Genomic DNA, 23,464 nt, shown 5'->3' on the forward strand with positions numbered 1-23,464 from the left:
CCATGAAGCAGGCAAATGAGAGAACCGACGCAGCCTCGGCCTCCGAGCAGATCGACGCCCGGATCGCGGAACTGACCGATTGGCGCGGGGCGGCGCTCGCCAGGGTCCGCGCCATCATCCGGCAGGCCGATCCCGAGGTGGTCGAAACCTGGAAATGGCGCGGCGTCCCGGTCTGGGAGCATGCCGGCATCATTTGCACCGGCGAGACCTATAAGGGCGCGGTCAAGCTGACCTTCGCCAAGGGCGCTTCGCTGCCCGATCCCGCCGGCCTGTTCAATTCCAGCCTGGACGGCAACACGAGGCGCGCGATCGACATCCATGCGAGCTCCGCGATCGACGAAGCGGCGCTGGCAGCGCTCATTCGGGCTGCGGTAGCGCTGAACACGGCCGGGAAGAAACCGAAGAAGGCCTGATCAACCCGCGTGCTGGGGAGCGCGAGGCCATTCCGGTCCTTGCCCGCGCAAGCGCTCCCAGGCCCGCGCCATCTGCAGCACGCCGAGATCGTCGAAGCGTTTCCCGGTGATCTGCAGACCGATCGGCAGGCCGGATAAAGTCATGCCGGCATGCACCGAGATCGCCGGCTGGTCCGACATGTTGGCGGCAACGGTGAAAACGATGTGCTCGAACGGCCGCTCGGGATCGTGGAGTGGCGAAGCGAGCTCGGCGGCAAAGCTCGGCACCGGCGAGACCGGCGAGAGCACATAGTCGAAGGGCGCGATCGCTTTCAGCGCCGCATGGCGGATCGTCAGCATCTGGCTCATGCCGCGATGGACCTGCGCTCCGGTGAGCGAGCGGCCGCGCTCGGCCCAGGCGTAGATATAGGGCAGCACCTTGTCCTGCCGCTCCCTCGGTAGCGCGCCGATCTCGGCCCAGGCGCGCTGGCGCCAGAAATCGTCGAGCCCGTCGAGCATGTCCTGCGTCAGGAAGGGCGGCGCCAGCTCGACGATCGCACCCGCCTTGCGGAAGGCGTCGGCCGCCTTGACGATCGCCGCTCTCACCTCCGGCTCGACCGGCAGGCCGATGCCGGCTTCGAGCTGCAATCCGATCCTGAGCCCGCGCGGCTCGCGCTCGAGCTCGCCCCAGGCGATCTCCTCCGGTGGCAGGCACATCGGGTCGCGCTCGTCCGGCTTGGAGAGTTCGCGCATCATCAGCGCAGCATCGGCGATGGTGCGCGTCATCGGCCCGGCGACGCGGCCGTAATAGGTCGGGTCGATCGGCACGCGGCCGAAGCTCGGCTTCAGGCCGACGAGCCCGCACCAGCCGGCCGGCAGGCGGATTGAGCCGCCGATATCGGTGCCGACATGCAGGGGCCCGTAGCCGGCCGCTCCCGCCGCCCCGGCCCCGGCCGACGAGCCACCCGGGTTCTTGGTGAGGTCGAACGGGTTGCGCGCCAGCTCATGGAAGCTCGACAGGCCGGAGGAGAGCATGCCGTAATCGGGCATCGTCGTCTTGGCGAGGATGACGCAGCCGGCTTCGCGCAGGCGCTGCGCCGGCGGGGCGTCGGCCGCTGCGGGGGCAAGCTCCATCGCCGCCGTGCCGAGTGGCACGGGGGTGCCCCTGGTCGCGATGTTCTCCTTGATGGTGCAGGGCACGCCGTCGAGCGCCAGCGCCTCGCCCTTGCGCCAACGCGCCTCGCTCGCCTTCGCGGCGGCGCGGGCGCCATCAGGATCATAGGCATAGAGCGCCTTCAGCGACGGCTCCCAGATCTCGATGCGCTGGATCACCGCCTCGGTGACCTCAAGCGGCGAAAGCTCGCGCGAACGGAAGGCCCGGAGCATGTCGACGGCGCTGAGATCGGCGAACTCGATCATGAGGAAGGCTCCGCAAGCATATCCAGACTAATCCCGGGACCGGCGCATGCGCGGATCGACCGCGTCGCGCAAGCCGTCGCCCAGCAAATTGAAGGCCAGCACCGAGAGCGCGATCGCTGCGCCCGGGAAGATCGCCAGCCAGGGCTGCGCCGCCATGAAGGTCTGCGCCTCGTTCAGCATCCGGCCCCAGGACGGCGCCGGCGGCTGCGTGCCGAGCCCGAGATAGGACAGGCCGGCCTCGGCCAGGATGGCGAGCGCGAACTGGATCGTCGCCTGCACCACCAGCACGCCGGCGATGTTGGGCAGGACATGATGGCGCGTGATCGCCATCTCGGTCAGCCCGGCTGCGCGCGCCGCCAGCACATAATCGAGCGCCCAGCATTGCAGCGCCGCTCCCCGAGCAAGTCTTGCGAAATAGGGCAGGCTGACCAGCGCGATCGCGATCACGGCGTTCATCATGCCGGGACCCCAGACCGCGCTGATCATGATCGCCGAGAGCACGGCCGGGAAAGCGTGGCTGAAATCGGCCATACGCATGATCAGGTTGTCGAGCAGCCCGTCGCGCCGGATCGCCGCGATCAGCCCGAGCGCGCTGCCGACGGTCAGGCCGAGCCCAACTGCGCCAAGTCCCACCGCCAGCGAATTGCGGGCGCCGACCATGATCATCGAGAACACGTCGCGGCCGAACTGGTCGGTACCGAACCAGTGCTCGGCCGAAGGCGGCCGCAGGCGCTTCAGGATCGCCATCTGGGTCGGCTCATAGGGCGTCCAGAGATAGGAGATCAGCGCCATCGCGACGACGAGCCCGCCGAGCAGCAGGCCGGCCAGGAAGGACGGGCCGGCCCACCAGCGCCGCGGGCGCGAACGGGGCGCGACCGCGCTCATGACGCCTGCCGCAGGCGCGGATCGATCAGCCCGTAGAGCAGTTCGATCGCGAAATTGATGAAGACGACCAGGCCTGAGAACAGCATGACGAGGTCCTTGACCACGATCAGGTCATGCTGGGCGATCGACTGGAAGACGAGCCGGCCAAGACCAGGCAGGGCGAAGACGTTCTCGATGATGATCGCGCCGGCCAGCAGCACCGAGAACTGCAGGCCCAGCACGGTCACGACCGGGATCAGCGCATTGCGCAGCACATGGCGCAGCATGGTGCGGCGCCGGCTGACGCCCTTGGCACGGGCGGTACGGACATAGTCCTCCTGCATCGTCTCCAGCATGGCCGAGCGGGTGACACGGGCAAGGATCGCCGCCTGCGGCAGAGCGAGCGCAACGGCGGGCAGCAGCAGCGATTTCAGTGCTGGCCAGAAGCCGGCATGCCAGCCCGGAAAGCCACCGGCCGGCAGCCAGCCGGCGCCGACCGCGAAGACCAGCACGAGCAGGAGGCCGAACCAGAAGTTCGGGATGGCGAGCCCAGCCTGGGCGAAGACCATCACCGCCGCATCGCCAGCACGGTTGTGGTTGGCCGCGGCGAGCGCCCCCAAGGGAATCCCGATAGCCGAGGCGAGCAGGATCGCCATCGAGGCGAGCGGCAGCGTCACCACCATGCGCTCGCCGATCAATTGCGTCACCGGCACGCGATAGGTGTAGCTGAGGCCGAGGTCGCCGGTGATGAGGCCGCCGATCCAGGAGAAGAAGCGCAGCAGCGCCGGCTGGTCGAGGCCCATCTCGGCGCGCAGTGCCGCGAGCGCTTCCGGCGCCGCGTTGAGGCCGAGCGTCACCGCCGCGGGATCACCCGGCAGGACCTCCAGCACGAGGAAGATGACGATCGCCGCGCTGAGCAACGTCGCGAAAAACGACAGCAGCCGGCGCAGGAGGTAGCCCGTCATCGCGGAGCCTCAGCGCCAGCGCACCTCCGCCAGCGGCGTCAGCGGCAGCGGCCAGTCGGTCCACATGCCGTCGAGATCAGCCTTGGTCACCGTGATCTTCGGCAGGATGAAGAGGAAGCCGTTGACAGCGTCGCGCGCCAGCATGCGCTGGGCGTCGCCATAGAGCTTGTTGCGCTCGGCCTCGTCGACGGTGCGATCGATCTTCTCGATCAGCGCCTTGAACTCGGGGTTCCTGTACTGGAAATAATAGTCGTCGCGGGCGTAGTTGGCGATGTCGAGCGGCTCGGTGTGCGAGATGATCGTCAGGTCGAAATCCCGCGCCTTGAACACCCGCTCCAGCCATTGCGGGAATTCCAGTGGCTCGATCTTCGCGGTGATCCCGATTTGCGCCAATAGCGCCGCGACGATCTCGCCGCCGCGCCTGGCATAGGCCGGCGGCGGCAGGCGCAGCGTGCATTCAAAGCCCTTCGGGAAGCCGGCCGCAGCGAGCAGACTCTTCGCCTTGGCGAGGTCGACCGGATAGGTCCCGGTCAGATCGACATAAGCCGGGTGCAGCGGCGAGAAATGGCTGCCGATATAGTCGAGGTCGAATCCATAGATGCCGAGCGCGATCGTCTTGCGATCGAGCACATGCGAGATCGCCTGGCGTACGCGGACATCGCTGAACGGCGCCTTGGCGTTGTTGATGGCGAGGATGGTCTCGCCCTCGGTCTTGCCGAGCGTGACCTTGAGCTTGGGATCAGCCTTGAGCTGCGGGATCGCTTCCGGCGCCGAGAGATTGGTGAAGACGTCGATATCGCCGGCCCTGAGCGCCGCGACCTGCGCCTGCGGGTCGGAGATGAAGCGGAAGACCGCCTTCGCCAGCGCAGGCTTGGCGCCCCAGTACTCGTCGTTGCGTGCCAGTTCGAGCCGGTCGCCGCGGTTCCAGCGCGCGAACTTGAAAGGGCCAGTGCCGATCGGATTGGTCTTGTTGTTCGCTGCCGTCGCCGACGAGACGACGATCGCATCACCCCAGCTCAGTCCGTAGACGAAGTTCGCCGTTGGCTGCTTCAGCTTGATGATGAGCCTGACCGGATCGGGCGCCTCGATGCTCTCGATCGGCGTGAAGATCCAGCGCTGGGCATTGGTCGAATCGGGTCCGACCGCCCGCTCGAAGGAGAACTTCACATCGCGCGAGGAGAACGGCGTGCCGTCATGGAAGCGCGCGTTGGGCCTGAGCTTGAAGGTGTAGGTGAGGTTGTCGGCGGCGAGCGTCCAGCTCTCGGCCAGCGCTGGCACGAGCTTGCCGGTGCGATCCATCGCCACCAGCCCCTCGAAGATGTTCTGCAGCACGACCTCGCGGATCGCCTGGGCCGCGCCCGAGGTCGGGTCGAGCGTCGGAGGCTCCAGTGTCATGCCGATGGTGACGCTATCCTTAGCCTGCGCGAAGGCGGAGAGCGGAAGCTGAATTGCAAGCGCGGTGAGGCCCGCTCCCGCCAGAAGATCGCGCCGCGTCGTCATCATCCCGCCTCCCTGATGTGGCGGCGCAAGATGGCGCGGGAGATGGGAGCGAGGCAAGTGCAGTGAAGAGGGCGTCATGCTCGGGCTTGACCCGAACATCTCAGGCCAGAAGAGGCTCCGATAGCGTCCTCTCGTCCTGAGATTCTCGGGTCTGCGCTTCGCTTCGCCCGAGAATGACGGCTTCGATCACACGAAATAATCCGGATAGCTCGCCTTGAGATGCACCAGGTCGGGCAGCAGCGTGCCCAAATGCTGTCGCATCGCGACGACCGCGGCCGAGGCGTCGTGCCGCCTGATCTCGTCGACGATGGCGAGGTGCTCGCGGATCACCATCGCCATCCGTCCTGGCACCGGCAGCGTCATGCGCCGGCAGCGGTCGATCTGGCTCTTCGCGGCATGGGCGAGCTTCCAGACGCCGGGATAGCCGGCCCCCTCGGCGAGCACCTCGTGGAAAGCCTCGTCGGCAAGGTGGAAACGCTCCTGGTCGTTCGCCTCATGCGATTCGTGCAGCGTCGCGATCGTCGCATCGAGCCGGGCGATATCGTCGGCGCTCGCGATCCGCGCCAGCACCTCGACCGTGGCGCATTCAAGCGCCTGGCGAATGAAGACCGCCTCGGGGATCGCGCCCACCGGAATGCGGGCGACGAAGGTGCCGGCCTGTGGAAAGATCTCGACCAGCCCCTCTTCCTTCAGCCGAATCAGCGCCTCGCGTACGGGCGTGCGGCTCATGCCGAAGCGGGCGGTGAGATCCTTCTCGGACAGGGCCACGCCGGGCCGCAGCACCATGTCGAGGATCTCGCGGCGAAGCTCGTCCTGCACGACGGAAGCGGCCGTGGCGCGGCCTGCGGATGCCGCGGCCAGGCGCTGCGGTTTGCGCTCGCGGCGTAGTGCCCCAATCTCGCCTCCCCCTAGCGCTTCCGACATCGTCCTATCCCGGCCATGATCAGTCCCTTATTGGACCACGATGCGCGCTCCGCAGCCAATAAGGGCGTAACACGTCGGACCAACGCATACTAGTATATTAGTATATTGACGCGCCACCAGCGCCGGCCCTATGGTCCGGCCCGCCAGAGGAAACGCCAGCAATGCTGCTGCACGACGATCGTCTTTTGCCTGCCGAACCGGTGACCCGCGGAATCGCGCGCCGCCTCTATGCCGGCATTCGCGACCTGCCGATCATCTCGCCGCACGGCCACACGGATCCGCGCTGGTTCGCCGAGAACGAGCCGTTCCCCGATCCGGCGACCCTCTTCGTCAAGCCGGACCACTACATCTTCCGCATGCTCTATTCGCAGGGTGTCCGGCTCGAACAGCTCGGCATCGCCCGCAAGGACGGTGGCGAGGTCGAAGCCGATCCGCGCAAGGTCTGGAAGCTCTTCGCCAGCAACTGGCATTTGTTCCGGGGCACGCCGACCAGGCTCTGGTTCGAGCATGCGGCTTGGACGATCTTCGGCATCACCGAGCGCCTCTCGGCCGAGAGCGCCGACCGCATCTATGACCGCATCGCCGAGCAGCTGGAGCAGGACGCGATGCGCCCGCGCGCCCTGTTCGAGCGCTTCAACATCGAGGCGATCGCGACGACCGAGGGCGCGCTCGATCCGCTGAAGTGGCACGACATGATCAAGGACTCAGGCTGGGGCGGCAAGGTCGTCACCGCCTATCGTCCCGACAGCGTGGTCGATCCCGAATTCGAGGGCTTCAAGGGCAATCTCGAGCAGTTCGGCGAGCTGACAGGCGAGGATGTCGGCAGCTGGAACGGCTATCTCGAAGCCCACCGCAAGCGCCGCGCCTATTTCATCGAGCACGGCGCGACCTCCTCCGACCATGGCCATGCCACGGCCCGCACCGCCAACCTGACCTCGGCCGAGTGCGAGAAGCTCTTCGCCAAGATCCTGAAAGGCAAGTTCTCGGCCGAGGACGCCGACGTCTTCCGCGGCCAGATGCTGACCGAGATGGCGAAGATGAGCCTCGACGACGGGCTCGTCCTGCAGATCCATCCCGGTTCCCACCGCAACCACAACCCGCATCTGTTCGAACAGTTCGGCCGCGACATGGGCTCCGACATCCCGCGCGGCATGGACTATGTCTCGGCGCTGAAGCCCTTGCTCGACGCCGTCGGCAACGAGCCGAACCTCACCGTCATCGCCTTCACCCTCGACGAGACCAGCTATTCGCGCGAGCTCGCTCCGCTCGCTGGCCATTACCCGGCGCTGAAGCTCGGGCCTGGCTGGTGGTTCCTCGATGCGCCCGAGGCGATGCTGCGCTTCCGCGAGCTCACCACCGAGACCGCCGGCTTCTACAACACCGTCGGCTTCAACGACGACACGCGCGCCTATCTCTCGATCCCGGCGCGCCACGACGTCGCCCGCCGCTGCGACTGCGCCTACCTCGCCAAGCTCGTCGCCGAGCATCGGCTCGACGAGGACGAGGCTGCCGAAGTCGCCCATGATCTCGCCTACCGCCTGGCCAAGGAGGCTTACCGGCTGTGACCAGTGCTGCAAAAACCATCGACGAACGTCAGGCTGCCCATCCGCGTGACGTGAAGGGCTACGACACCGAGACCCTGCGCCAGGACTTCCTGATTGAGCGCATCTTCGTGCCCGGCGAGGTCGCGCTGACCTATAGCCATTATGACCGCATGATCGTCGGCGGCGCGACGCCGGCCGCAAAGCCGCTGACGCTCGATCCGTTCCCGCCGACCGGCACGCCCTTCTTCCTGGCACGCCGCGAGCTCGGGGTGATCAATCTCGGCGGCGCCGGCTCGGTCACGGTCGATGGCGAGCGCTTCGACTTGCCGTCGCTCGACGCGCTCTATGTCGGCCTCGGCGCAAAGGACGTCTCCTTCGCCAGCGCCGACCCGGCCAACCCGGCGAAGTTCTACCTGACCAGCGCTCCGGCCCATCGCGAAGCCAAGCACCAGCTCATCCGCAAGGAAGACGCCAACACCATCCATCTTGGCGCTAGCGAAACCTCGAACAAGCGCACTATCCGGCAATACATCATGCCGAACAGCACCGGCACCAACCAGCTGGTGATGGGCATGACGGCGCTGGAGCCGGGGTCGGTCTGGAACTCTATGCCCTGCCACACGCATACGCGGCGGATGGAAGCCTATCTCTACTTCAACCTCGATCCCGCCCACCGCGTCTTCCACTTCATGGGTGAGCCGCAGCAGACCCGCCATTTGCTCGTCGCCAACGAGCAGGCGGTGATCGCGCCGAACTGGTCGATCCATTGCGGCTGCGGCACCTCGAACTATGCCTTCGTCTGGGCCATGGCCGGCGACAATGTCGAGTTCACCGACATGGACGCCGCCCCGGTGGATACGCTGCGCTGATGGTGACGCGTTCGCCCTTCTCGCTGGAAGGCCGCAGAGCGCTGGTCACCGGCGCCAATACCGGTATCGGCCAGGGCATTGCGCTGGCGTTGGCTGAGGCCGGCGCCAGGGTCGTCGCGGCCGGCCGTTCGAGCATGGCGGAGACGGAAAAGCTGATCGCCGAGGCAGGTGGGACCTGCTTCGCGCTTCAGGTCGATCTGCAGCAGAACGGCATCGCCCAGCGCGTGATCGAACAGGCCTCGGATCTCACCGGCCCGCTCGACATCCTCGTCAACAATGCCGGCATCATCCGCCGCGCCGACGCGCTCGATTTCAGCGAGAGCGACTGGGATGAGGTGATGAACCTCAACCTCAAGGCCAATTTCTTCCTGGCCCAGGCCTTCGCCAAGGCGGCGCTCGCCGCCGGCCGCGGCGGGCGCATCGTCAACATCGCCTCGCTGCTCTCCTTCCAGGGCGGCATCCGCGTCGCCTCCTATACGGCGAGCAAGAGCGGGCTCGCTGGCCTGACGCGGCTGCTCGCCTGCGAATGGGCGGCCAAGGGCATCAACGTCAACGCGATCGCCCCCGGCTATGTCGAGAGCAACAACACCGAAGCCTTGCGCGCCGACGCCGACCGCAACACCGCGATCCTCGCCCGGATCCCGGCCGGCCGCTGGGGCAAGCCCTCGGATATCGGCGGCGCGGCCGTGTTCCTGGCGAGCGACGCGGCCGCCTACATCCACGGCGCGATCCTTCCCGTCGACGGAGGCTGGCTGGCCCGATGACGAACCGTCTCAACTCCTTCTTCCAGCGCGACGGTGACATCGCCTGGGAGCCGACCGAGCCCGGTGTCAGGCGCAAGATCATGGCCTATGGGCCGGACCTGATGGTGGTGCGCGTCGTCTTCGAGCGAGGTGCGATCGGCAAGGCGCACCAGCATCCGCACCGCCAGGCGTCCTATGTCGAGAGCGGCGTCTTCGACGTCACCATCGACGGCAAGACCAGCCGGCTTGCCGCCGGTGACACCTTCTTCGTGCCCGAGAACCTCGTCCACGGCGTGGTCAACATCGAGGCCGGGCAATTGATCGATTCCTTCACACCGATGCGGACGGAATTTTTGTGAGAGCTCGCCGTGCCGGCCGTGCCGGCGCGGCTCCCGTCAGGGGACAAGAACGACCGGAATAAGCCGGCGATCATTTTGGGGAGAGGACAAGACCATGCTCAATCGACGGAGTTTCTCCGCGCTCGCCGGCGTCGCCTTCGCCGCGCTGCTCGCGACCTCGGCGCAGGCGCAGAACGTCACCCTGCGCTCGACCGACATCCATCCGACCGACTATCCGACGGTCGAGGCCGTCCGGCACATGAGCAAGCTGCTCGAGGAGCGCACGCAAGGGCGGATCAAGATCAACGTCTTCCACTCGGCCCAGCTCGGCCAGGAGAAGGACACGATCGACCAGACGCGCTTCGGCGTGATCGACATCAACCGCATCAACATGGCGCCGTTCAACAACCTGATCCCGGCGACCAACGTGCCGTCCCTGCCCTTCATCTTCCGCTCGGTCGACCACATGCGGAAGGTCATGGACGGCTCGATCGGCGACAACCTGCTCAAGGATTTCGAGAAGCACGACCTGATCGGCCTCGCCTTCTACGATTCCGGCTCGCGCTCCTTCTACAATTCGAAGAAGGCGATCAACACGCCCGCCGACATGAAGGGCATGAAAATCCGCGTACAGCAGTCCGACATGTTCGTCGCGCTGGTCTCGGCCCTCGGCGCCAACGCCACGCCGATGCCGTTCGGCGAAGTCTATTCGGCCTTGCAGACCGGCGTCATCGACGGCGCCGAGAACAACTGGCCCTCCTACGAGTCGACCCGGCATTTCGAGGTCTCGAAATTCTATTCGGTGACCGAGCACTCGCTCTCGCCGGAAGTGCTGGTGATGTCGAAGAAGAGCTTCGACAAGTTCAACGCAGCCGACCAGGCGCTGATCAAGGCGGCAGCGAAGGAGTCCGTCCTCAAGATGCGCGAGCTCTGGGACGCCCGCGAGAAGGCCTCGGAAGCCAAGGTCAAGGCCGGCGGCGCCCAGGTCAACGCCATCGAGAAGCAGCCCTTCATCGACGCGATGAAGCCGGTCTACGACAAGTTCGTCACCGACGCGAAGCTCAAGGACATGGTCGCCGCCATCCAGGCGGTGAAGTGAGCTGAACTGCGGGGCGGCCTCCGGGCCGCCCCGACTTCCAAAGCCCTCATCCTGAGGAGCGATCGCAGATCGCGTCTCGAAGGATGATCCAGTGCACGCTGGAACCATCCTTCGAGACGCCGCTTCGCGGCTCCTCAGGATGAGGGCTGAGCATAGAAAACCCGGCACCGGACATCCCATGCACGCCTTCACCGCGCTTCTGACGCGCCTCGGCGCCAAGCTCAGCCTCTATGCCCTGTTCACCGCCGGCACCGGCCTCGTGCTGATGACGGTGATGGTCGCCTGGGGCGTGTTCGGCCGCTATGTGCTGAACGACACGCCGATCTGGGTCGAGGCCGGCTCGCTCTTCCTGATGTCCTGGTTCATCCTGCTCGGCGCCGCCGTCGGCGTCCGCGAGAGCGACCATCTCGGCTTCGAAGTCGGGCTCGCCATGTCGCCGCCGCCGCTGCGGGCCGCGCTCGTTCTCATCGGCGAGGGCCTGGTCTGCCTCTTCGGCCTGGCGATGCTCGGCTATGGCAGCCAGCTCGCCGCCGGGACCTGGAGCGACCGCATGCCGATCATCGGCATCTCGCGCGGCTGGGACTATGTTCCGATCGCCGCCGGCGGTGCGCTGATCGCGCTGTTCGCGCTCGAGAAGATGCTGCTCTTCGTCACCGGCCTGACGCAGGCCCCGCTCGGCTTCGGCCATTTCGGCTCCGAGCAGGAGGTCTGAGGAATGGAACTCTGGGTTCTCTTCGGCACTTTCTCGCTGCTGCTGCTGATCGGCGTGCCCGTCGCCTTCTGCCTCGGCATCGCCTCGGTCGCGACCGTCGCCTATATGGGCCTGCCGCCGGTCGTCGTCTTCCAGCAGATGAATTCCGGCATGAACGCCTTCGCCATGATGGCGATCCCGTTCTTCATCTATGCCGGCGACCTGATGATCCGCGGCGGCATCGCCGAGCGGCTGATCCAGATGGCGTCGAGCCTCGTCGGTCATCTGCGCGGCGGCCTCGGCCAGGTCAATGTCGTGACCTGCACGCTCTTCGGCGGCATTTCCGGCTCGGCCGTGGCCGATGCCTCCGCCGTCGGCGGCCTGATGATCCCGCAGATGAAGAAGCGCGGCTACGACGCCGACTACGCCGTCAACGTCACCGCGAACGCGGCGATCATCGCGCTTTTGATCCCGCCCTCGCACAACATGATCATCTATTCGCTCTCGGCGGGCGGCAATATTTCGATCGCCGACCTGTTCACCGCCGGCGTCGTTCCCGGCCTGCTGCTCTGCGGCTCGCTGATGTTCGCCGCCTGGGCAGTGGCGGTGAAGCGCGGCTATCCGCGCGAGGCCTTTCCGGGCTTCGCCGCCGTCGGCCGTTATGTCGTCGTCGCCACGCCAGGCATCCTGCTGATCGGCATCATCTTCGGCGGCGTTCGCTCCGGCGTCTTCACCGCGACGGAATCCTCCTGCGTTGCGGTGGTCTACGCCATCCTCGTCACCATCCTGGTCTACCGGCAATTGACCTGGACCGCTTTCGTCGAGGCGACGCTCGGCGCTGTCAGAACCACGGCGATGGTGCTTTTGGTGATCGGCACGGCCGGCTCCTTCGGCTGGCTGATGGCCTTCTTGGAGGTGCCGCAGGCGACGATCGCGGCGATGAAGGCGGTCTCCGACAACCCGCTCGTCATCCTGCTGATGATCAACCTGATCCTGCTGGTGCTCGGGACCTTCATGGACATGGCGCCGATGATCATCATCTGCACGCCGATCTTCCTGCCGGTGGTGAAGGCCTTCGGCGTCGACCCCGTGCATTTCGGCGTGATCCTGATCCTCAATGCCGGCATCGGACTGAACACCCCGCCGGTCGGCTCGGTGCAGTTCGTCGCCTGCGCCATCGGGCGGATCTCTATCGGCGAATCCATGCGCACGATCTGGCCCTTCTACGGCGCCTCGGTTGCCGTGCTGCTGCTGGTGACCTATGTGCCCGGCATCTCCCTCTGGCTGCCGAGGCTGTTCCATTGACGCGCCTGTCCTCCGCCACGCTCGCTTCCCTTCCGGCTGCCGTCAGGCGGCCGGGCTATGATCGGAGCACGCTCACGCCCGGCATCGTCCATCTCGGCCTCGGTGCCTTCACGCGCGCCCATATGTGCGAGTTCACCGACGACGCGCTGGAGACCGAGTTCGGCGCCTGGGGCATCATCGGCGCCAGCCTGCAGCGGCCCGACCAGCGCGACCGGCTCAGACCGCAAGACGGGCTCTACACCTTCCTGAAGCGCGCGCCTTCCGGACCGGAGCTGCGCGTCATTGGTTCGGTGCTCGACGTCCTCGTCGCCCCCGAGAGCCCGCAGACGCTGGTCGCAAGGCTCGCCGCATCCGAGACCAGGATCGTCTCGCTCACCGTCACAGAGAAGGGCTATTGCCACGACCCGGCGACCGGAAAGCTCAAGGCCGATCATCCCGACATCGTCCACGACCTCGCCAATCCGGATGCACCGCGCTCGGCCGTCGGCCTGATCGTCGCCGGCCTCGCGGCGCGCAAGGCCGCGGGCCTCGGCCCCTTCACCGCGCTCTGCTGCGACAACCTCCCCTCCAACGGCCATGTGCTGGCCGGCCTCGTCCGCGACTTCGCTGCGCTGCGCGACGACGCCCTGGCTGCCTGGATCGAGGCCAACGGCGCCTTCCCCTCGACCATGGTCGACCGCATCGTGCCGGCGACGACCGACGCCGACATCGCCGAGGTCGCGAGCCTGCTCGGGCTCGATGATGCCGCGCCCGTGATAGGCGAGCCTTTCCGGCAATGGGCGGTCGAGGACGTCTTCGCTGCTGGCCGCCCGCGCTGGCACGAGGTTGGCGCGCAGATGGTCTCGGAGGTCGCCCCCTTCGAGTTCATGAAGCTGCGCATGCTCAACGGCGCGCATTCGAGCCTCGCCTATCTCGGCTATCTCGCCGGGCACGAGACGGTCGCGGCCGCGAGCGGCGATCCGGTCTTCGCCCGCTTCCTGCAAGGGCTCTGGGGCGAGATCATCCCGACCGTGCCGGCACCGCAGGGCGTCGATCTCAAGGCTTATGCCAGCGATCTTCTCGCCCGCTTCCAGAACCCGGCGATCAGGCATCGCACCTGGCAGATCGCCATGGACGGCTCGCAGAAGCTGCCGCAGCGCCTGCTCGGCACCATCCGCGAGCGGCTGAAGGCTGGCGCGCCGATCGAGCATCTCGCGCTCGGCGTCGCCGCCTGGATGGCCTATGCCGCCGGGATCGACGAGAAGGGCCAGCCGATCGACGTGCGCGATCCTTTGGCGGCCGAGTTCGCGCTACGCGCCAAGGCCCTTGGCCGCGATGCCGTGGCACTGAGCACGGCCCTGTTAGGCATCGGCGCGATCTTCGGCGATGACCTGCCGCGAGAGGAGCGCTTCATCGGGCAGGTGGCGCGCCATCTCGACAGCCTGTTCCAGAAGGGCGCGAAGGCGACGGCTGCAGCGCTGGGGTAAGGACACCCGTCATGCTCGGGCTTGACCCGAGCATCTCAGGCCGGATCAGCCTCCCATCGTGCCTTTCCGTCCTGAGATTCTCGGGTCTGCGCTTCGCTTCGCCCGAGAATGACGCGCCTCGTCCCTCTTGATCCCCACCTCACCCTGGCGCCAGATGCCGGCATGATCGCCCGCTTCGCCAACGCCCTGGCCACGAGCGCCCTCGCCGCGCTGCTGCTCCTGCCCTCGTGCGGAGCGAAGGCCCAGGCGCAGCCGGCCTCATCTTACGTCGTGCCGAACTACTGGGATCCGAATGTCCGGGTCGAGCGGCCCGACCTCGGCCCGCCGCGGGTGATCCGCTTCCTCACCGACGACGATTTCCCGCCGATGCATTTCGCCACGCCGGAGGGCGGCATCACCGGCTTCTCTGTCGAGCTCGCGCGCGCGGTCTGCGAAAAGCTCGTCCTGAGCTGCACCATCCAGGCCCGCCGCTTCGACACATTGCTGGATTCACTGGCCGAGGGTCGCGGCGATGTGCTCGCCGCCGCGATTCCTGTCACGGCTGAGCTGCGCACCCGCTTCGCCGCGAGCCAGATCTATCATCGCTCGCCGGGCCGACTGCTGACGACGCGCGGCAACGCGCAGCCGGAGCTCGAATTGATCGCGCTGCGCGGCAAGCGCGTCGCCGTGGTCGCCGGGACGGCGCACGAAGCCTTCCTCGAACGCCTCGCGCCCTTCATCCAGCGCCGCTCGGCGCCGGACCTGCAGGCGGCGTTGGCCTTGTTGCGCAGCGGTGACGCCGAATACGTCTTCGGCGACGGCGTCTCGCTGGCGCTGACCATCGCCGGGCGTGGCGGCAGCGAATTCGCCTTCGCCGGCGGCCCCTATCTCGAGGCGCGCTATTTCGGCGAAGGCATCGGCTTCCTGCTGCGCAAGGACGACCTCGCTTTGAAGCGGGCGGTCGACTACGCGCTGCAGGGCCTCTGGGACGATGGCACTTATGCCAGGCTATTCATCCGGTTCTTCCCGGTGAGCCCGTTCTGAGGCTCGTCCTTGGCGGGCTGGCTCGGCTTCGCCAGCCGACCCTCCTCGGCCTTGTAGAAGAATTGCGAGGCGACGAGCCAACCCTTCAGCGGCCGCAAGGGCGGAATGCAGGTCAGCAGGACGAGTGGCAGCGTCGTGACCAGATGCACCCAGGTCGGCGGCTGGTAGCTTAGCTCCAGCCAGAGCGGGAAGGCGACCGCCGGCACGCAGACGAACATCATCACGAAGAAGGCCGGGCCGTCCGCCGGATCGGCAAAGGAATAGTCCAGCCCACAGGCCTCGCAGCGCGGCTTCAGCGTCAGGAAGCCGTCGAAGAGCTGGCCTTCGCCGCAGCGCGGGCAGCGGCCGCGCAAGCCGGTCTTGAGCGGAGACAGCGCCGGCCAATGCTGATGTGCCATGTCGTCCTCCTAGCGGTGACGCAACATGATTGACTGCATTCACCGGAGATCAATCGCTACATAATGCCAATATTGATTGCAGTCAATATTGGCGGACATGCAACAATGTCGCAGGCCGTGCGCTCCGCGCGCGTTCGCCTCGCTAGAGCGCGCGGGCGTTGACTTCCGGCGCATGTTCCAGGGCGTGCGCCATGAAGGCGAGCACGTCGCCGAGCGCCTTGCGGCCGATCGGCCCGCCCAGGCAGATGCGGACGGCCTCTGGAGCCGGCCCCAACGCGGCGAAGGCATCGCTGGCGACGATGCCGATCCCGGTCGCCTGCATCTGTCCGACGAAGGCGGAGCGGGTCCAGGGCGGCGGCAATTCGAGCCAGAGATTGAAGCTCAGCGGATCGACGCGATAGCAGCCCACCGGCAGGATCTCTGCCGCGAGCCGCTGCCGCGCCGCCGTCTCCGTCCTGAGAAAATCGAGCAGCGCATCGGCACTGCCATCGTCGATCCAATGCGTCGCCAGCGCAGCGGTCAATGGCGAGGCCATGATGCAGCTGGCACGCAGCGCAGCAGTAAAGGGCCAGCCCGAGCGGATATCCGGCACGACCACATAGGCGAGGCGCAAGCCGGCCCCGAGGCATTTCGACAAGCCGGCGATGTGCCAGGTCAGCTCAGGCGCAAGCGCGGCGAAGGGAGCGGGCGCCGCCAGCGGCACGAAGCCATAGGCATCGTCCTCGATGATCGCCACGCCGTGCTGGCGGGCGATCGCCACGATCTCAAGGCGCCGCCGCTCCGGCATGGTGATGGTGGTCGGATTCTGCAGGATCGGATTGAGATAGAGCGCCTTTGGCTTCAATTGCGCGCAGGCCTCCGCGAAGGCCCCGGGATCGAGCCCGTCGCCATTCATCGCCAGGCCAGTCAGGGACAGGCCAAGCTGTGCGCAGATCGAGCGGATGCCGGGATAGGTCAGCGCCTCGCACAGCACCGCATCGCTCGGTTTGGCGAGGCTGCTCAGGATCGCCAGCAGCGCCGCATTGGCACCCGGCACGACGAAGAGTTGCTCGGGCGCCGGCGTGAGCCCACGCCGGCCCAGCCATAGCCCCGCCGCCGCCTTGTCCGCGGGCGAGCCGCCAAGCGGCTGGTAGCGCATGAGGCCGACCAGCCGCTGGCCGATCTCTGCCATGCCCTGCTGCAGCCGGGCAACCAGTGCCGGATCGTCGGGCTCCGGCGGCAAGGTCATGGAGAGATCGACCAGTTCCGGCGATGGCGCCCGCGGCGCCGCAACCTTCGCCGCCGCGACCTTGACGAAAGTCCCCTGCCCGACCCGCGACTCGACCAGGCCGCGCCGCTGCGCCTCGACATAGCCGCGCGCCACCGTGGTGAAGTCGACGGCGAGCGCCTCAGCCAGCCGTCGCTGCGGCGGCAGCCTGTCACCGGCTATGAGCGCTCCCGCTGCGATATCGGCGGCGATGCGGTCCGCGATGGCGAGATAGCGCGGCTTGTCGCTCTGGGTCAGGTCCGGAAGCCAATCCATCGATGCGGGTCCGAGTGAGGCGAAGCGCTGAATGGATTGACTGTATATTGTTGCGCGAACGCTCTGTCACTAGCGGCGGAATGTCCTCTCAGCCCACGATCTCGCCGCGAAAAGCCCAGCGCGTCATGCGACGCTCGACCAGCGCGCAGGCTGCGTACATCAGCACGCCCATGATCGCGATGGCGAAGAGGCCGGCGAAGGTCGTGGCGGAGTCGTTACGCGCCCCGGCCGAGAGCATCAGGAAGCCGATGCCGCGATTGCCGCCGACCGTCTCGGAGATCACCGAGCCGATGAAGGCGAGCGTCACTGCCACCTTCAGGCTGGCGAAGAGATAGGGCATGGCGCGCGGCACGCCGACCTTGGTCAGGATCTCCCACTGGCTGGCGCCGAGCGAGCGCATCACATCGCGCATCTCCGGCTCGATCGTGGCGAGGCCGGTGGCGACGTTCACCACGATCGGGAAGAAGGAGATGACGAAGGCGGTGATGATCGCCGGCAAGGCGCCGACGCCGAGCCAAATCATCAGGATCGGCACGATCGCGACCTTGGGCACGGCGTTGAACGCGATCAGCAGCGGGTAGAGCCCGGAATAGACGAAGGGCGAGGCGCCGACAGCGAGGCCGAGCAGGACGCCGAAGCCGATCGCCAGCACGAAACCGATCGCCGTCGTCCACAATGTCTCCAGGCAGTATTTCAGCAGGATGTCCCAGCGCAGGACCATCACCTCGAAGATGCGCGTCGGCCTTGGCGCCAGGATCTCCGGCACGTCGAAGACGATGCAGGCGAGTTCCCAGAGGATGAGCAGCGCCGCCATGGCGAGCCAGGGCATGGCGACGAGCAGGACCTGCCTCTGCCGATCAGTCATTTTTCGATCCTGCCGGGGGCTGCATCACGCATGCTCCATATGGATGCGCTCGCGCAGGTCGTGGACGATGTCGACGAACTCGGCGGTGAAGGTGGTTTCCAGCGTGCGCGGGCGCGGCAGCTCGATCTTGCTGACCTTGACGATCCTGCCCGGCCGCCGGCTCATCACGTAGACGGTGTCGGCGAGATAGACCGCTTCGCGCAGATCGTGCGTCACCAGCACGGCGGTGAAGCGCCGCTCGAGCCAGAGCGCCTGCATCACACCCCAGAGCTCCTCGCGCGTGAAGGCGTCGAGCGCGCCGAAGGGCTCGTCGAGCATCAGGATCTCGGGCTCGTGCACCAGCGCCCGGCACAGACTGGAACGCTGCTGCATGCCACCCGAAAGCTGCCAGGGGAACTTGTCGCCAAAGCCGCCGAGACCGACCGAAGCCAAGAGCTTCTCGACGCGCTCGATATACTCCGCCTTGTTCCTGCGGAAGCGGCGCTTGTGCGGCTCGACCACTTCGAGCGGCAGCAGGATGTTGTCGCGCGTCGTGCGCCAGGGCATCAGCGTCGGCGCCTGGAAGGCCATGCCGACACCGCGGATCGGCCCCTTGACCGGCTGGCCGTGGACGCGGACCTCGCCACCCGTCGGCGGCAGCAGGCCGGTGACGAGCTTCATCAGCGTGGACTTACCGCAGCCGGAGGGGCCGACCACGGCGATGAACTCACCCTTGGCGATGTCGAGCGTCGCATCCTCCAGCGCCAGCATGCGCGAGGGCCCGCTGCCATAGGCGAGGCTGACCTTGCGCAATTCGACGAGGGGGGTGTCGGAGGAAGCCGGCATGGAAGGCGTCATTCTCGGGCTTGTCCCGAGAAACTCAGGACGAGGAAACTCCAGGAGATGGCCGGGTCAAGCCCGGCCGTTTCCGCTGAGCACTACGGCGCGACCATGCGCTCCGCCATGGGCGGCAGGAACTTGTTGGTGAACACCTTGTCGGCCGCCGGCGCAGCAGGCAGGCCGAAGGCATCGGCGACGTCGACAACCGAGCGGGCAAAGCGCGCCGGATCGACATCGCCCATGCCGTTCTCCTTCACGAAGGGCGTCAGCACGTTCATCTTCAGCGACAGGTCGAGGCGCTCGGTCTCGAGCTTCTCGTCGATCAGCGGGTCGCGCTTCTTGGCGGCGGCGATACCGAGAGCCGGATTGGCGGCGACTTCCTTCCAGGCCTTGGCGGTGGCACGCAGGAAGCCTTTGACCACCTCCGGCTTATCCGCGAAGGCCGGCGAGACGATGATGCCGTTGCCGTACACGTCCATCTTGTAGTCGGAGTAGTTGAAGGAGACGATGTCCTCCTGCTTCACGCCGCGCGCCTTGAGGTCGAGCACCGACGAGAAATAGTGCCCGCTGATGAAGTCGACCGTGCCCTGCACCATCGACTGCTCGCGCAGCTGCGGCGTCAGGTTGACGTGATTGACGGTCTTGGCGTCGATGCCGACCTTCTTGGCGAAGGCGGGGAAGAGCCGGAACGAGGCGTCGAACACTGGCGCGCCGAGCTTCTTGCCGGCGAGATCGGCCGGCTTCGAAATCCCGGTCTTCTTCAGCGTGTGCACGCCGAAGGGCGGGAAGTCATAGGCCATGAAGACGCAGAGGATCTCCTTGCCGGCGTTCTTGGCGTTGTACTCGATCAGCGAGTTCACATCGGCGAAGCCGATATCGTAGGCGCCGGTGGCGACGCGCTGGACCGCGCCGGCCGAGCCCTGGCCGGGATCCATGGTCACGTCGAGCCCCTCGGCCTTGTAGTAGCCCTTCTCCAGCGCCACCAGGAAGGGCGAGGTCGGCCCCTGGAACACCCAGTCGAGCGTGAACTTCACCGCGGTCTGCGCCTGTGCCGGAGACATCGCTCCCAGGGCCAGAGCCGCTGCACCCGCCAATGCGATACGGCGGGTGAGTGCCCACACCAGACCTTCGCCGGCCGGCTGCGAGCCGGACTGCCCCCATTTCACATCACGAACCATCGAAGCCGACCCCTGCTTATGTTGTACGACGACGCTAGCGGGGCCTTATCGGGAGTCAATCGACCGGCCGGGGTTGTCTGCCGCTTTTTTGGGCAGGCGTTTTCCATCTTGCCGGCAGGCTGCTCCGCGGATGTTGCACCGCAAGCGCATATCTGCGAAACCGCGCGCTTCCCTGCCCTATCCAGCGAGACCTGAAGCCAAAATGCCCGCTTTCGACCCCGCGCTGATCGAAGCCGCCCGCGTCTCGGCCGCCTGGCCGTTCGAGGAAGCCAAGAAGCTCGTCGCGCGGCTGCAGAAATCGGGCAAGCGGGAGGCGGTGTTCGAGACCGGCTATGGCCCCTCCGGGCTGCCGCATATCGGCACCTTTGGCGAGGTCGCACGCACCTCGATGGTGCGTCACGCCTTTCAGGTCCTGACCGACGGCGCCATCCCGACCCGCCTGATCGCCTTCTCGGACGATCTCGACGGCCTGCGCAAGGTGCCGGACAACGTCCCGAACAAGGAGCTTCTGGCCCGCCATCTCGGCCAGCCGCTGACCGAGGTGCCGGATCCGTTCGGCACGCACGACTCGTTCGGCCGGCACAACAATGCCCGGCTCTGCGCCTTCCTCGACCAGTTCGGCTTCGACTACGAGTTCAAGTCCTCGACCGACGCCTACCGCGCCGGAGAGTTCGACGCGACCCTGCTCAGGATGCTGGCCCGCTTCGACAAGATCATGTCGATCATGCTGGCGACCCTGCGCGAGGAGCGCGCCGCGACCTATTCGCCCTTCCTGCCGATCCACCCGAAGACCCGGATCGTCATGCAGGTGCCGATCGAGGCGCGCGACGTCGAGGCCGGCACCATCACCTGGAGCGATCCGCAGACTGGCGAGAGCTTCACCACCCCGGTGACCGGCGGCCACGCCAAGCTGCAATGGAAGCCGGACTGGGCGATGCGCTGGGTCGCACTCGGCGTCGACTACGAGATGGCCGGCAAGGACCTGATCGACTCGGTCAAGGTCTCCTCGCAGATCGCCCGCGCCATCGACGGCACGCCGCCGGAGGGCTTCAACTACGAGCTCTTCCTCGACGAGCAGGGCCAGAAGATCTCGAAGTCGAAGGGCAACGGCCTCACCATCGAGGACTGGCTGAGCTACGGCCCGCCGGAGTCGCTGGCGCTGTTCATGTACTCGCGTCCGCGCGAGGCCAAGAAGCTGCATTTCGACGTGATCCCGCGCGCGGTCGACGACTACCTGCAGTTCCTCGGCGGTTATGACCGGCAGGACTGGAAGAATCGCTTGGGCAACCCGGCCTGGCACATCCATGCCGGCGAACCGCCGCAGCCGGAGGTGATCGCCGCCGGCGCGGGTGACAATGCGGTGCGCACGCAGATCACCTTCTCGCTGCTGATGAACCTCGTCGCCGTCGCGAACTCCGAGGACAAGGCCGTGCTCTGGGGTTTCCTGCAGCGCTATGCGCCCGGCATCTCGCCTGCGACCCATCCGCAGCTCGACGCTCTCGTCGGCTACGCTCTCGCCTATTTCCGCGACTTCGTGAAGCCGGCAAAGCATTATCGCTCGGCTGACGAGACCGAGCGTGCGGCCTTCACCGCACTCGATGCCGCGATTGCCGCTCTGCCGGCCGATGCCGGCGCCGAGGCGGTGCAGGATGCAGCGCTCGACGTGGCCCGCGCCATCCCGCGCTACCAGAACCTCACCGCCAAGAATGCGACACCGGAACGGCCGGGCGTCTCCGGCGACTGGTGGAAGGCGATCTATCAGGTGATGTTCGGCGAGGATCAGGGCCCGCGCTTCGGCTCCTTCGCCGCGATCTACGGGCTCGACAACACCCGCAAGCTGATCGCCAAGGCCCTCGACGGCGGCCTGATCCGCGAGCACGAGGCCTTCCTGGCGGCGCGCCAGCAGCTCAGCGCCTGACCATGGCGGCGCTGGCGTCGGAGGCGGTCGAAAAGGCCATCACCGGCCGCCGCGCCGTGCGCGCCTTCCTGCCGGACCCGGTCGATCCTGCGCTGCTGCGCCGCCTCATCGAACTGGCGGCGCGGGCGCCGAGCGGCACCAATATGCAGCCCTGGCGCCTGCGCGTGCTCGGCCCTCGCTCGCGTGCCAGGCTGGAGACAGCCCTCGTCGCTGCGCTCGATGATCCCTCGCCACGCGAGGAGGAATACCGCTACTATCCGGCGACCTTCCGCGAGCCCTATCTCTCGCGCCGCCGCAAGGTCGGCTGGGATCTTTACGGCCTGCTCGGCGTCGCCAAGGGTGACCATGCCGGCATGCGCCGCCAGACCGAGGCGAATCTGCGCTTCTTCAGCGCACCGATTGCGCTGATGCTGACGGTCGACCGCGATCTCGAGATCGGCTCCTGGCTCGATCTCGGCGCCTTCGTCCAGACCATGCTGGTCGCGGCGCAGGGCCACGGCCTCGATTCCTGCCCGCAGGCGATCTTCGCCAGCTTCCACGGGGTCGTCAGGCGCGAGCTCGCCATCCCGGAAAACGAGGTCGTGGTCTGCGGCATCGCGCTCGGCAAGGCCGATCCGGATGCCCCCGCCAACCGGCTCGTGCCCGAGCGCGAGCCAGTCGAGGGCTTCACCAGCTGGCTGGATTAGCTCGAAGCATTTGGACTCAGAACATGAAGTCCGAGGCCAAGAGGTTGACCTCGCCGACGAGCTCGATCTCGAAATCGGCCAGGCTGTCGCCGTTCACATCGCCGGTGACCAAGGTGCTGCCGTTCGAAATCTCGTAGCGAAGCTGACCCGCCTCGCCGCTGAACGCATCCGTGCCGATGAAGACGAAATCCTCCTGCTCGGCCGTGTTGGCGTTGGCATCGATCGCCAACTGGATGTCGTCTGCGCCCTGCGTGAAGTTGTAGATGATGTCGCGCCCGGCTGGTCCTGGAGCACTGTCGCTGGCGTTCCAGTAGAAGAAGACATCGCGGCCTAGATCGCCGTAAAGGAAGTCCTTGCCGCCATCGCCCTGCAGCTCGTCCGTGTAGAAAAAATTGCCGGAATTGTCGCCACCGCTATGGATCGTGTCGGAGCCGTTGCCGCCTATGAGGTAGTCGGCGCCATTGCCGCCCTGAAGCGTATCGTTGCCGTCGCCGCCAACGAGGATGTCGCGTTCGTCGCTACCGTAGAGCGTATCGTTGCCAGCCTCGCCATAGGCGATGCCGCCGCCGAGCACGACATCATTGCCGTTGCCGGCATAGATCAGGTCGTACTGCCCGCCGCCGTCGATGAGGTCGTTGCCGTCACCGCCGTAGAGCTGGTCCTGGCCTTCGCCTCCGTAGAGGCGATCATTGCCGCCGCCGCCATAAATGACGTCGAAGCCGTCCCCACCGGACAATGTGTCGCCGAGCGAGCCACCCGTGAGATGGTCATCGCCGCCATTGCCGTAAGCGGCCCAACTTTTTGTGATGTCGTCGGCCACCCAGGAATCATCACCCTCGGTGCCGTCCCAACGGATTTGTCGAACGTTCAGGCTCATGCCTCAAGTCTCCTTGACAGCTAGCCCACCCGTTTTGATCGTCAATGATCTCCCCGCCG

Annotated in this window: 23 protein-coding genes; 12 read left to right on the top strand and 11 right to left on the bottom strand. The window is 66.7% G+C overall.

The features are described from left to right. The first annotated feature begins 2 nt into the window (after positions 1 to 2). On the top strand, positions 3 to 413 hold the full coding sequence (locus QO058_RS08400) for a DUF1801 domain-containing protein (RefSeq protein WP_284171576.1): 411 nt from the start codon (positions 3 to 5) through the stop codon (positions 411 to 413). Here QO058_RS08400 and QO058_RS08405 read toward each other — a convergent pair whose 3' ends face one another. The 5 genes from QO058_RS08405 to QO058_RS08425 form a co-directional block, all read right to left on the bottom strand. Continuing rightward, positions 414 to 1,811 (bottom strand): amidase, encoded by a 1,398-nt coding sequence (locus QO058_RS08405; protein ID WP_284171577.1) that lies wholly within the window; start codon positions 1,809 to 1,811, stop codon positions 414 to 416. A 27-nt stretch (positions 1,812 to 1,838) separates the two neighbouring features. Further along, positions 1,839 to 2,696: an ABC transporter permease gene (locus tag QO058_RS08410; protein ID WP_284171578.1), complete on the bottom strand. Its 858-nt coding sequence runs from the start codon at positions 2,694 to 2,696 to the stop codon at positions 1,839 to 1,841. After that, positions 2,693 to 3,640 (bottom strand): ABC transporter permease, encoded by a 948-nt coding sequence (locus tag QO058_RS08415; protein ID WP_284171579.1) that lies wholly within the window; start codon positions 3,638 to 3,640, stop codon positions 2,693 to 2,695. Before QO058_RS08415 ends, QO058_RS08410 begins: the two co-directional genes overlap by 4 nt. A gap of 9 nt (positions 3,641 to 3,649) precedes the next feature. Beyond that, positions 3,650 to 5,140 carry an ABC transporter substrate-binding protein gene (locus tag QO058_RS08420; RefSeq protein WP_432212022.1) on the bottom strand — a complete coding sequence of 497 codons (1,491 nt, stop codon included), beginning with the start codon at positions 5,138 to 5,140 and terminating at the stop codon, positions 3,650 to 3,652. Between the two features lie 186 nt (positions 5,141 to 5,326). Beyond that, entirely contained in the window at positions 5,327 to 6,064 is a 738-nt protein-coding gene (locus QO058_RS08425; protein WP_284171580.1) for a GntR family transcriptional regulator, read from the bottom strand. A gap of 161 nt (positions 6,065 to 6,225) precedes the next feature. Here QO058_RS08425 and uxaC point away from each other — a divergent pair, with 161 nt between their 5' ends. From uxaC to QO058_RS08470, 9 genes are all read left to right on the top strand, one after another. Then, the gene (uxaC, locus tag QO058_RS08430; protein ID WP_284171581.1) at positions 6,226 to 7,629 is read left to right on the top strand and encodes a glucuronate isomerase; all 1,404 of its coding nucleotides are present in this window, start codon (positions 6,226 to 6,228) and stop codon (positions 7,627 to 7,629) included. Further along, complete coding sequence (gene kduI, locus QO058_RS08435; RefSeq protein WP_284171582.1) at positions 7,626 to 8,477, top strand: 5-dehydro-4-deoxy-D-glucuronate isomerase; 852 nt, start codon at positions 7,626 to 7,628, stop codon at positions 8,475 to 8,477. The genes uxaC and kduI overlap by 4 nt, the downstream gene beginning before the upstream one ends. Then, entirely contained in the window at positions 8,477 to 9,241 is a 765-nt protein-coding gene (kduD, locus tag QO058_RS08440; RefSeq protein ID WP_432212023.1) for a 2-dehydro-3-deoxy-D-gluconate 5-dehydrogenase KduD, read from the top strand. Before kduI ends, kduD begins: the two co-directional genes overlap by 1 nt. After that, on the top strand, positions 9,238 to 9,579 hold the full coding sequence (locus QO058_RS08445) for a cupin domain-containing protein (protein ID WP_284171583.1): 342 nt from the start codon (positions 9,238 to 9,240) through the stop codon (positions 9,577 to 9,579). The genes kduD and QO058_RS08445 overlap by 4 nt, the downstream gene beginning before the upstream one ends. Before the next feature lie 94 nt (positions 9,580 to 9,673). Further along, positions 9,674 to 10,657 carry a TRAP transporter substrate-binding protein gene (locus tag QO058_RS08450; RefSeq protein ID WP_284171584.1) on the top strand — a complete coding sequence of 328 codons (984 nt, stop codon included), beginning with the start codon at positions 9,674 to 9,676 and terminating at the stop codon, positions 10,655 to 10,657. A 178-nt stretch (positions 10,658 to 10,835) separates the two neighbouring features. After that, entirely contained in the window at positions 10,836 to 11,369 is a 534-nt protein-coding gene (locus QO058_RS08455) for a TRAP transporter small permease (RefSeq protein ID WP_284171585.1), read from the top strand. Positions 11,370 to 11,372: 3 nt separating this feature from the next. Beyond that, on the top strand, positions 11,373 to 12,653 hold the full coding sequence (locus QO058_RS08460; RefSeq protein ID WP_284171586.1) for a TRAP transporter large permease: 1,281 nt from the start codon (positions 11,373 to 11,375) through the stop codon (positions 12,651 to 12,653). Continuing rightward, the gene (locus tag QO058_RS08465; RefSeq protein WP_284171587.1) at positions 12,650 to 14,119 is read left to right on the top strand and encodes a mannitol dehydrogenase family protein; all 1,470 of its coding nucleotides are present in this window, start codon (positions 12,650 to 12,652) and stop codon (positions 14,117 to 14,119) included. The genes QO058_RS08460 and QO058_RS08465 overlap by 4 nt, the downstream gene beginning before the upstream one ends. Positions 14,120 to 14,281: 162 nt before the next feature. After that, positions 14,282 to 15,142, top strand: a complete 861-nt coding sequence (locus QO058_RS08470; RefSeq protein WP_284171588.1) for a transporter substrate-binding domain-containing protein — start codon at positions 14,282 to 14,284, stop codon at positions 15,140 to 15,142. Here QO058_RS08470 and QO058_RS08475 read toward each other — a convergent pair. From QO058_RS08475 to QO058_RS08495, 5 genes are all read right to left on the bottom strand, one after another. Continuing rightward, positions 15,097 to 15,540 (bottom strand): DUF983 domain-containing protein, encoded by a 444-nt coding sequence (locus QO058_RS08475; protein WP_284171589.1) that lies wholly within the window; start codon positions 15,538 to 15,540, stop codon positions 15,097 to 15,099. The genes QO058_RS08470 and QO058_RS08475 overlap by 46 nt on opposite strands. A gap of 142 nt (positions 15,541 to 15,682) precedes the next feature. Next, on the bottom strand, positions 15,683 to 17,062 hold the full coding sequence (locus tag QO058_RS08480) for an aminotransferase-like domain-containing protein (RefSeq protein WP_284171590.1): 1,380 nt from the start codon (positions 17,060 to 17,062) through the stop codon (positions 15,683 to 15,685). An 88-nt stretch (positions 17,063 to 17,150) separates the two neighbouring features. Next, positions 17,151 to 17,927, bottom strand: a complete 777-nt coding sequence (locus QO058_RS08485; protein WP_284171591.1) for an ABC transporter permease — start codon at positions 17,925 to 17,927, stop codon at positions 17,151 to 17,153. 24 nt (positions 17,928 to 17,951) lie between these two features. Continuing rightward, positions 17,952 to 18,752 carry an ABC transporter ATP-binding protein gene (locus QO058_RS08490; protein WP_284171593.1) on the bottom strand — a complete coding sequence of 267 codons (801 nt, stop codon included), beginning with the start codon at positions 18,750 to 18,752 and terminating at the stop codon, positions 17,952 to 17,954. A 92-nt stretch (positions 18,753 to 18,844) separates the two neighbouring features. Continuing rightward, positions 18,845 to 19,924 carry an ABC transporter substrate-binding protein gene (locus tag QO058_RS08495; protein ID WP_284171594.1) on the bottom strand — a complete coding sequence of 360 codons (1,080 nt, stop codon included), beginning with the start codon at positions 19,922 to 19,924 and terminating at the stop codon, positions 18,845 to 18,847. Positions 19,925 to 20,126: 202 nt separating this feature from the next. Here QO058_RS08495 and QO058_RS08500 point away from each other — a divergent pair, with 202 nt between their 5' ends. Together QO058_RS08500 and QO058_RS08505 are read left to right on the top strand one after the other, a co-directional pair. After that, a complete protein-coding gene (locus tag QO058_RS08500) occupies positions 20,127 to 21,842 on the top strand; it encodes a lysine--tRNA ligase (protein ID WP_284171596.1) in 1,716 nt (571 codons plus the stop codon). Positions 21,843 to 21,844: 2 nt separating this feature from the next. Beyond that, positions 21,845 to 22,528: a nitroreductase gene (locus tag QO058_RS08505; RefSeq protein ID WP_284171598.1), complete on the top strand. Its 684-nt coding sequence runs from the start codon at positions 21,845 to 21,847 to the stop codon at positions 22,526 to 22,528. Between the two features lie 16 nt (positions 22,529 to 22,544). Here QO058_RS08505 and QO058_RS08510 read toward each other — a convergent pair whose 3' ends face one another. Further along, entirely contained in the window at positions 22,545 to 23,405 is an 861-nt protein-coding gene (locus QO058_RS08510; RefSeq protein WP_284171599.1) for a calcium-binding protein, read from the bottom strand. Between the last annotated feature and the right edge of the window lie 59 nt (positions 23,406 to 23,464).

Origin of the sequence: Bosea vestrisii, from assembly GCF_030144325.1 — a bacterium.
Taxonomy (GTDB): Bacteria; Pseudomonadota; Alphaproteobacteria; order Rhizobiales; family Beijerinckiaceae; genus Allobosea; species Allobosea vestrisii_A.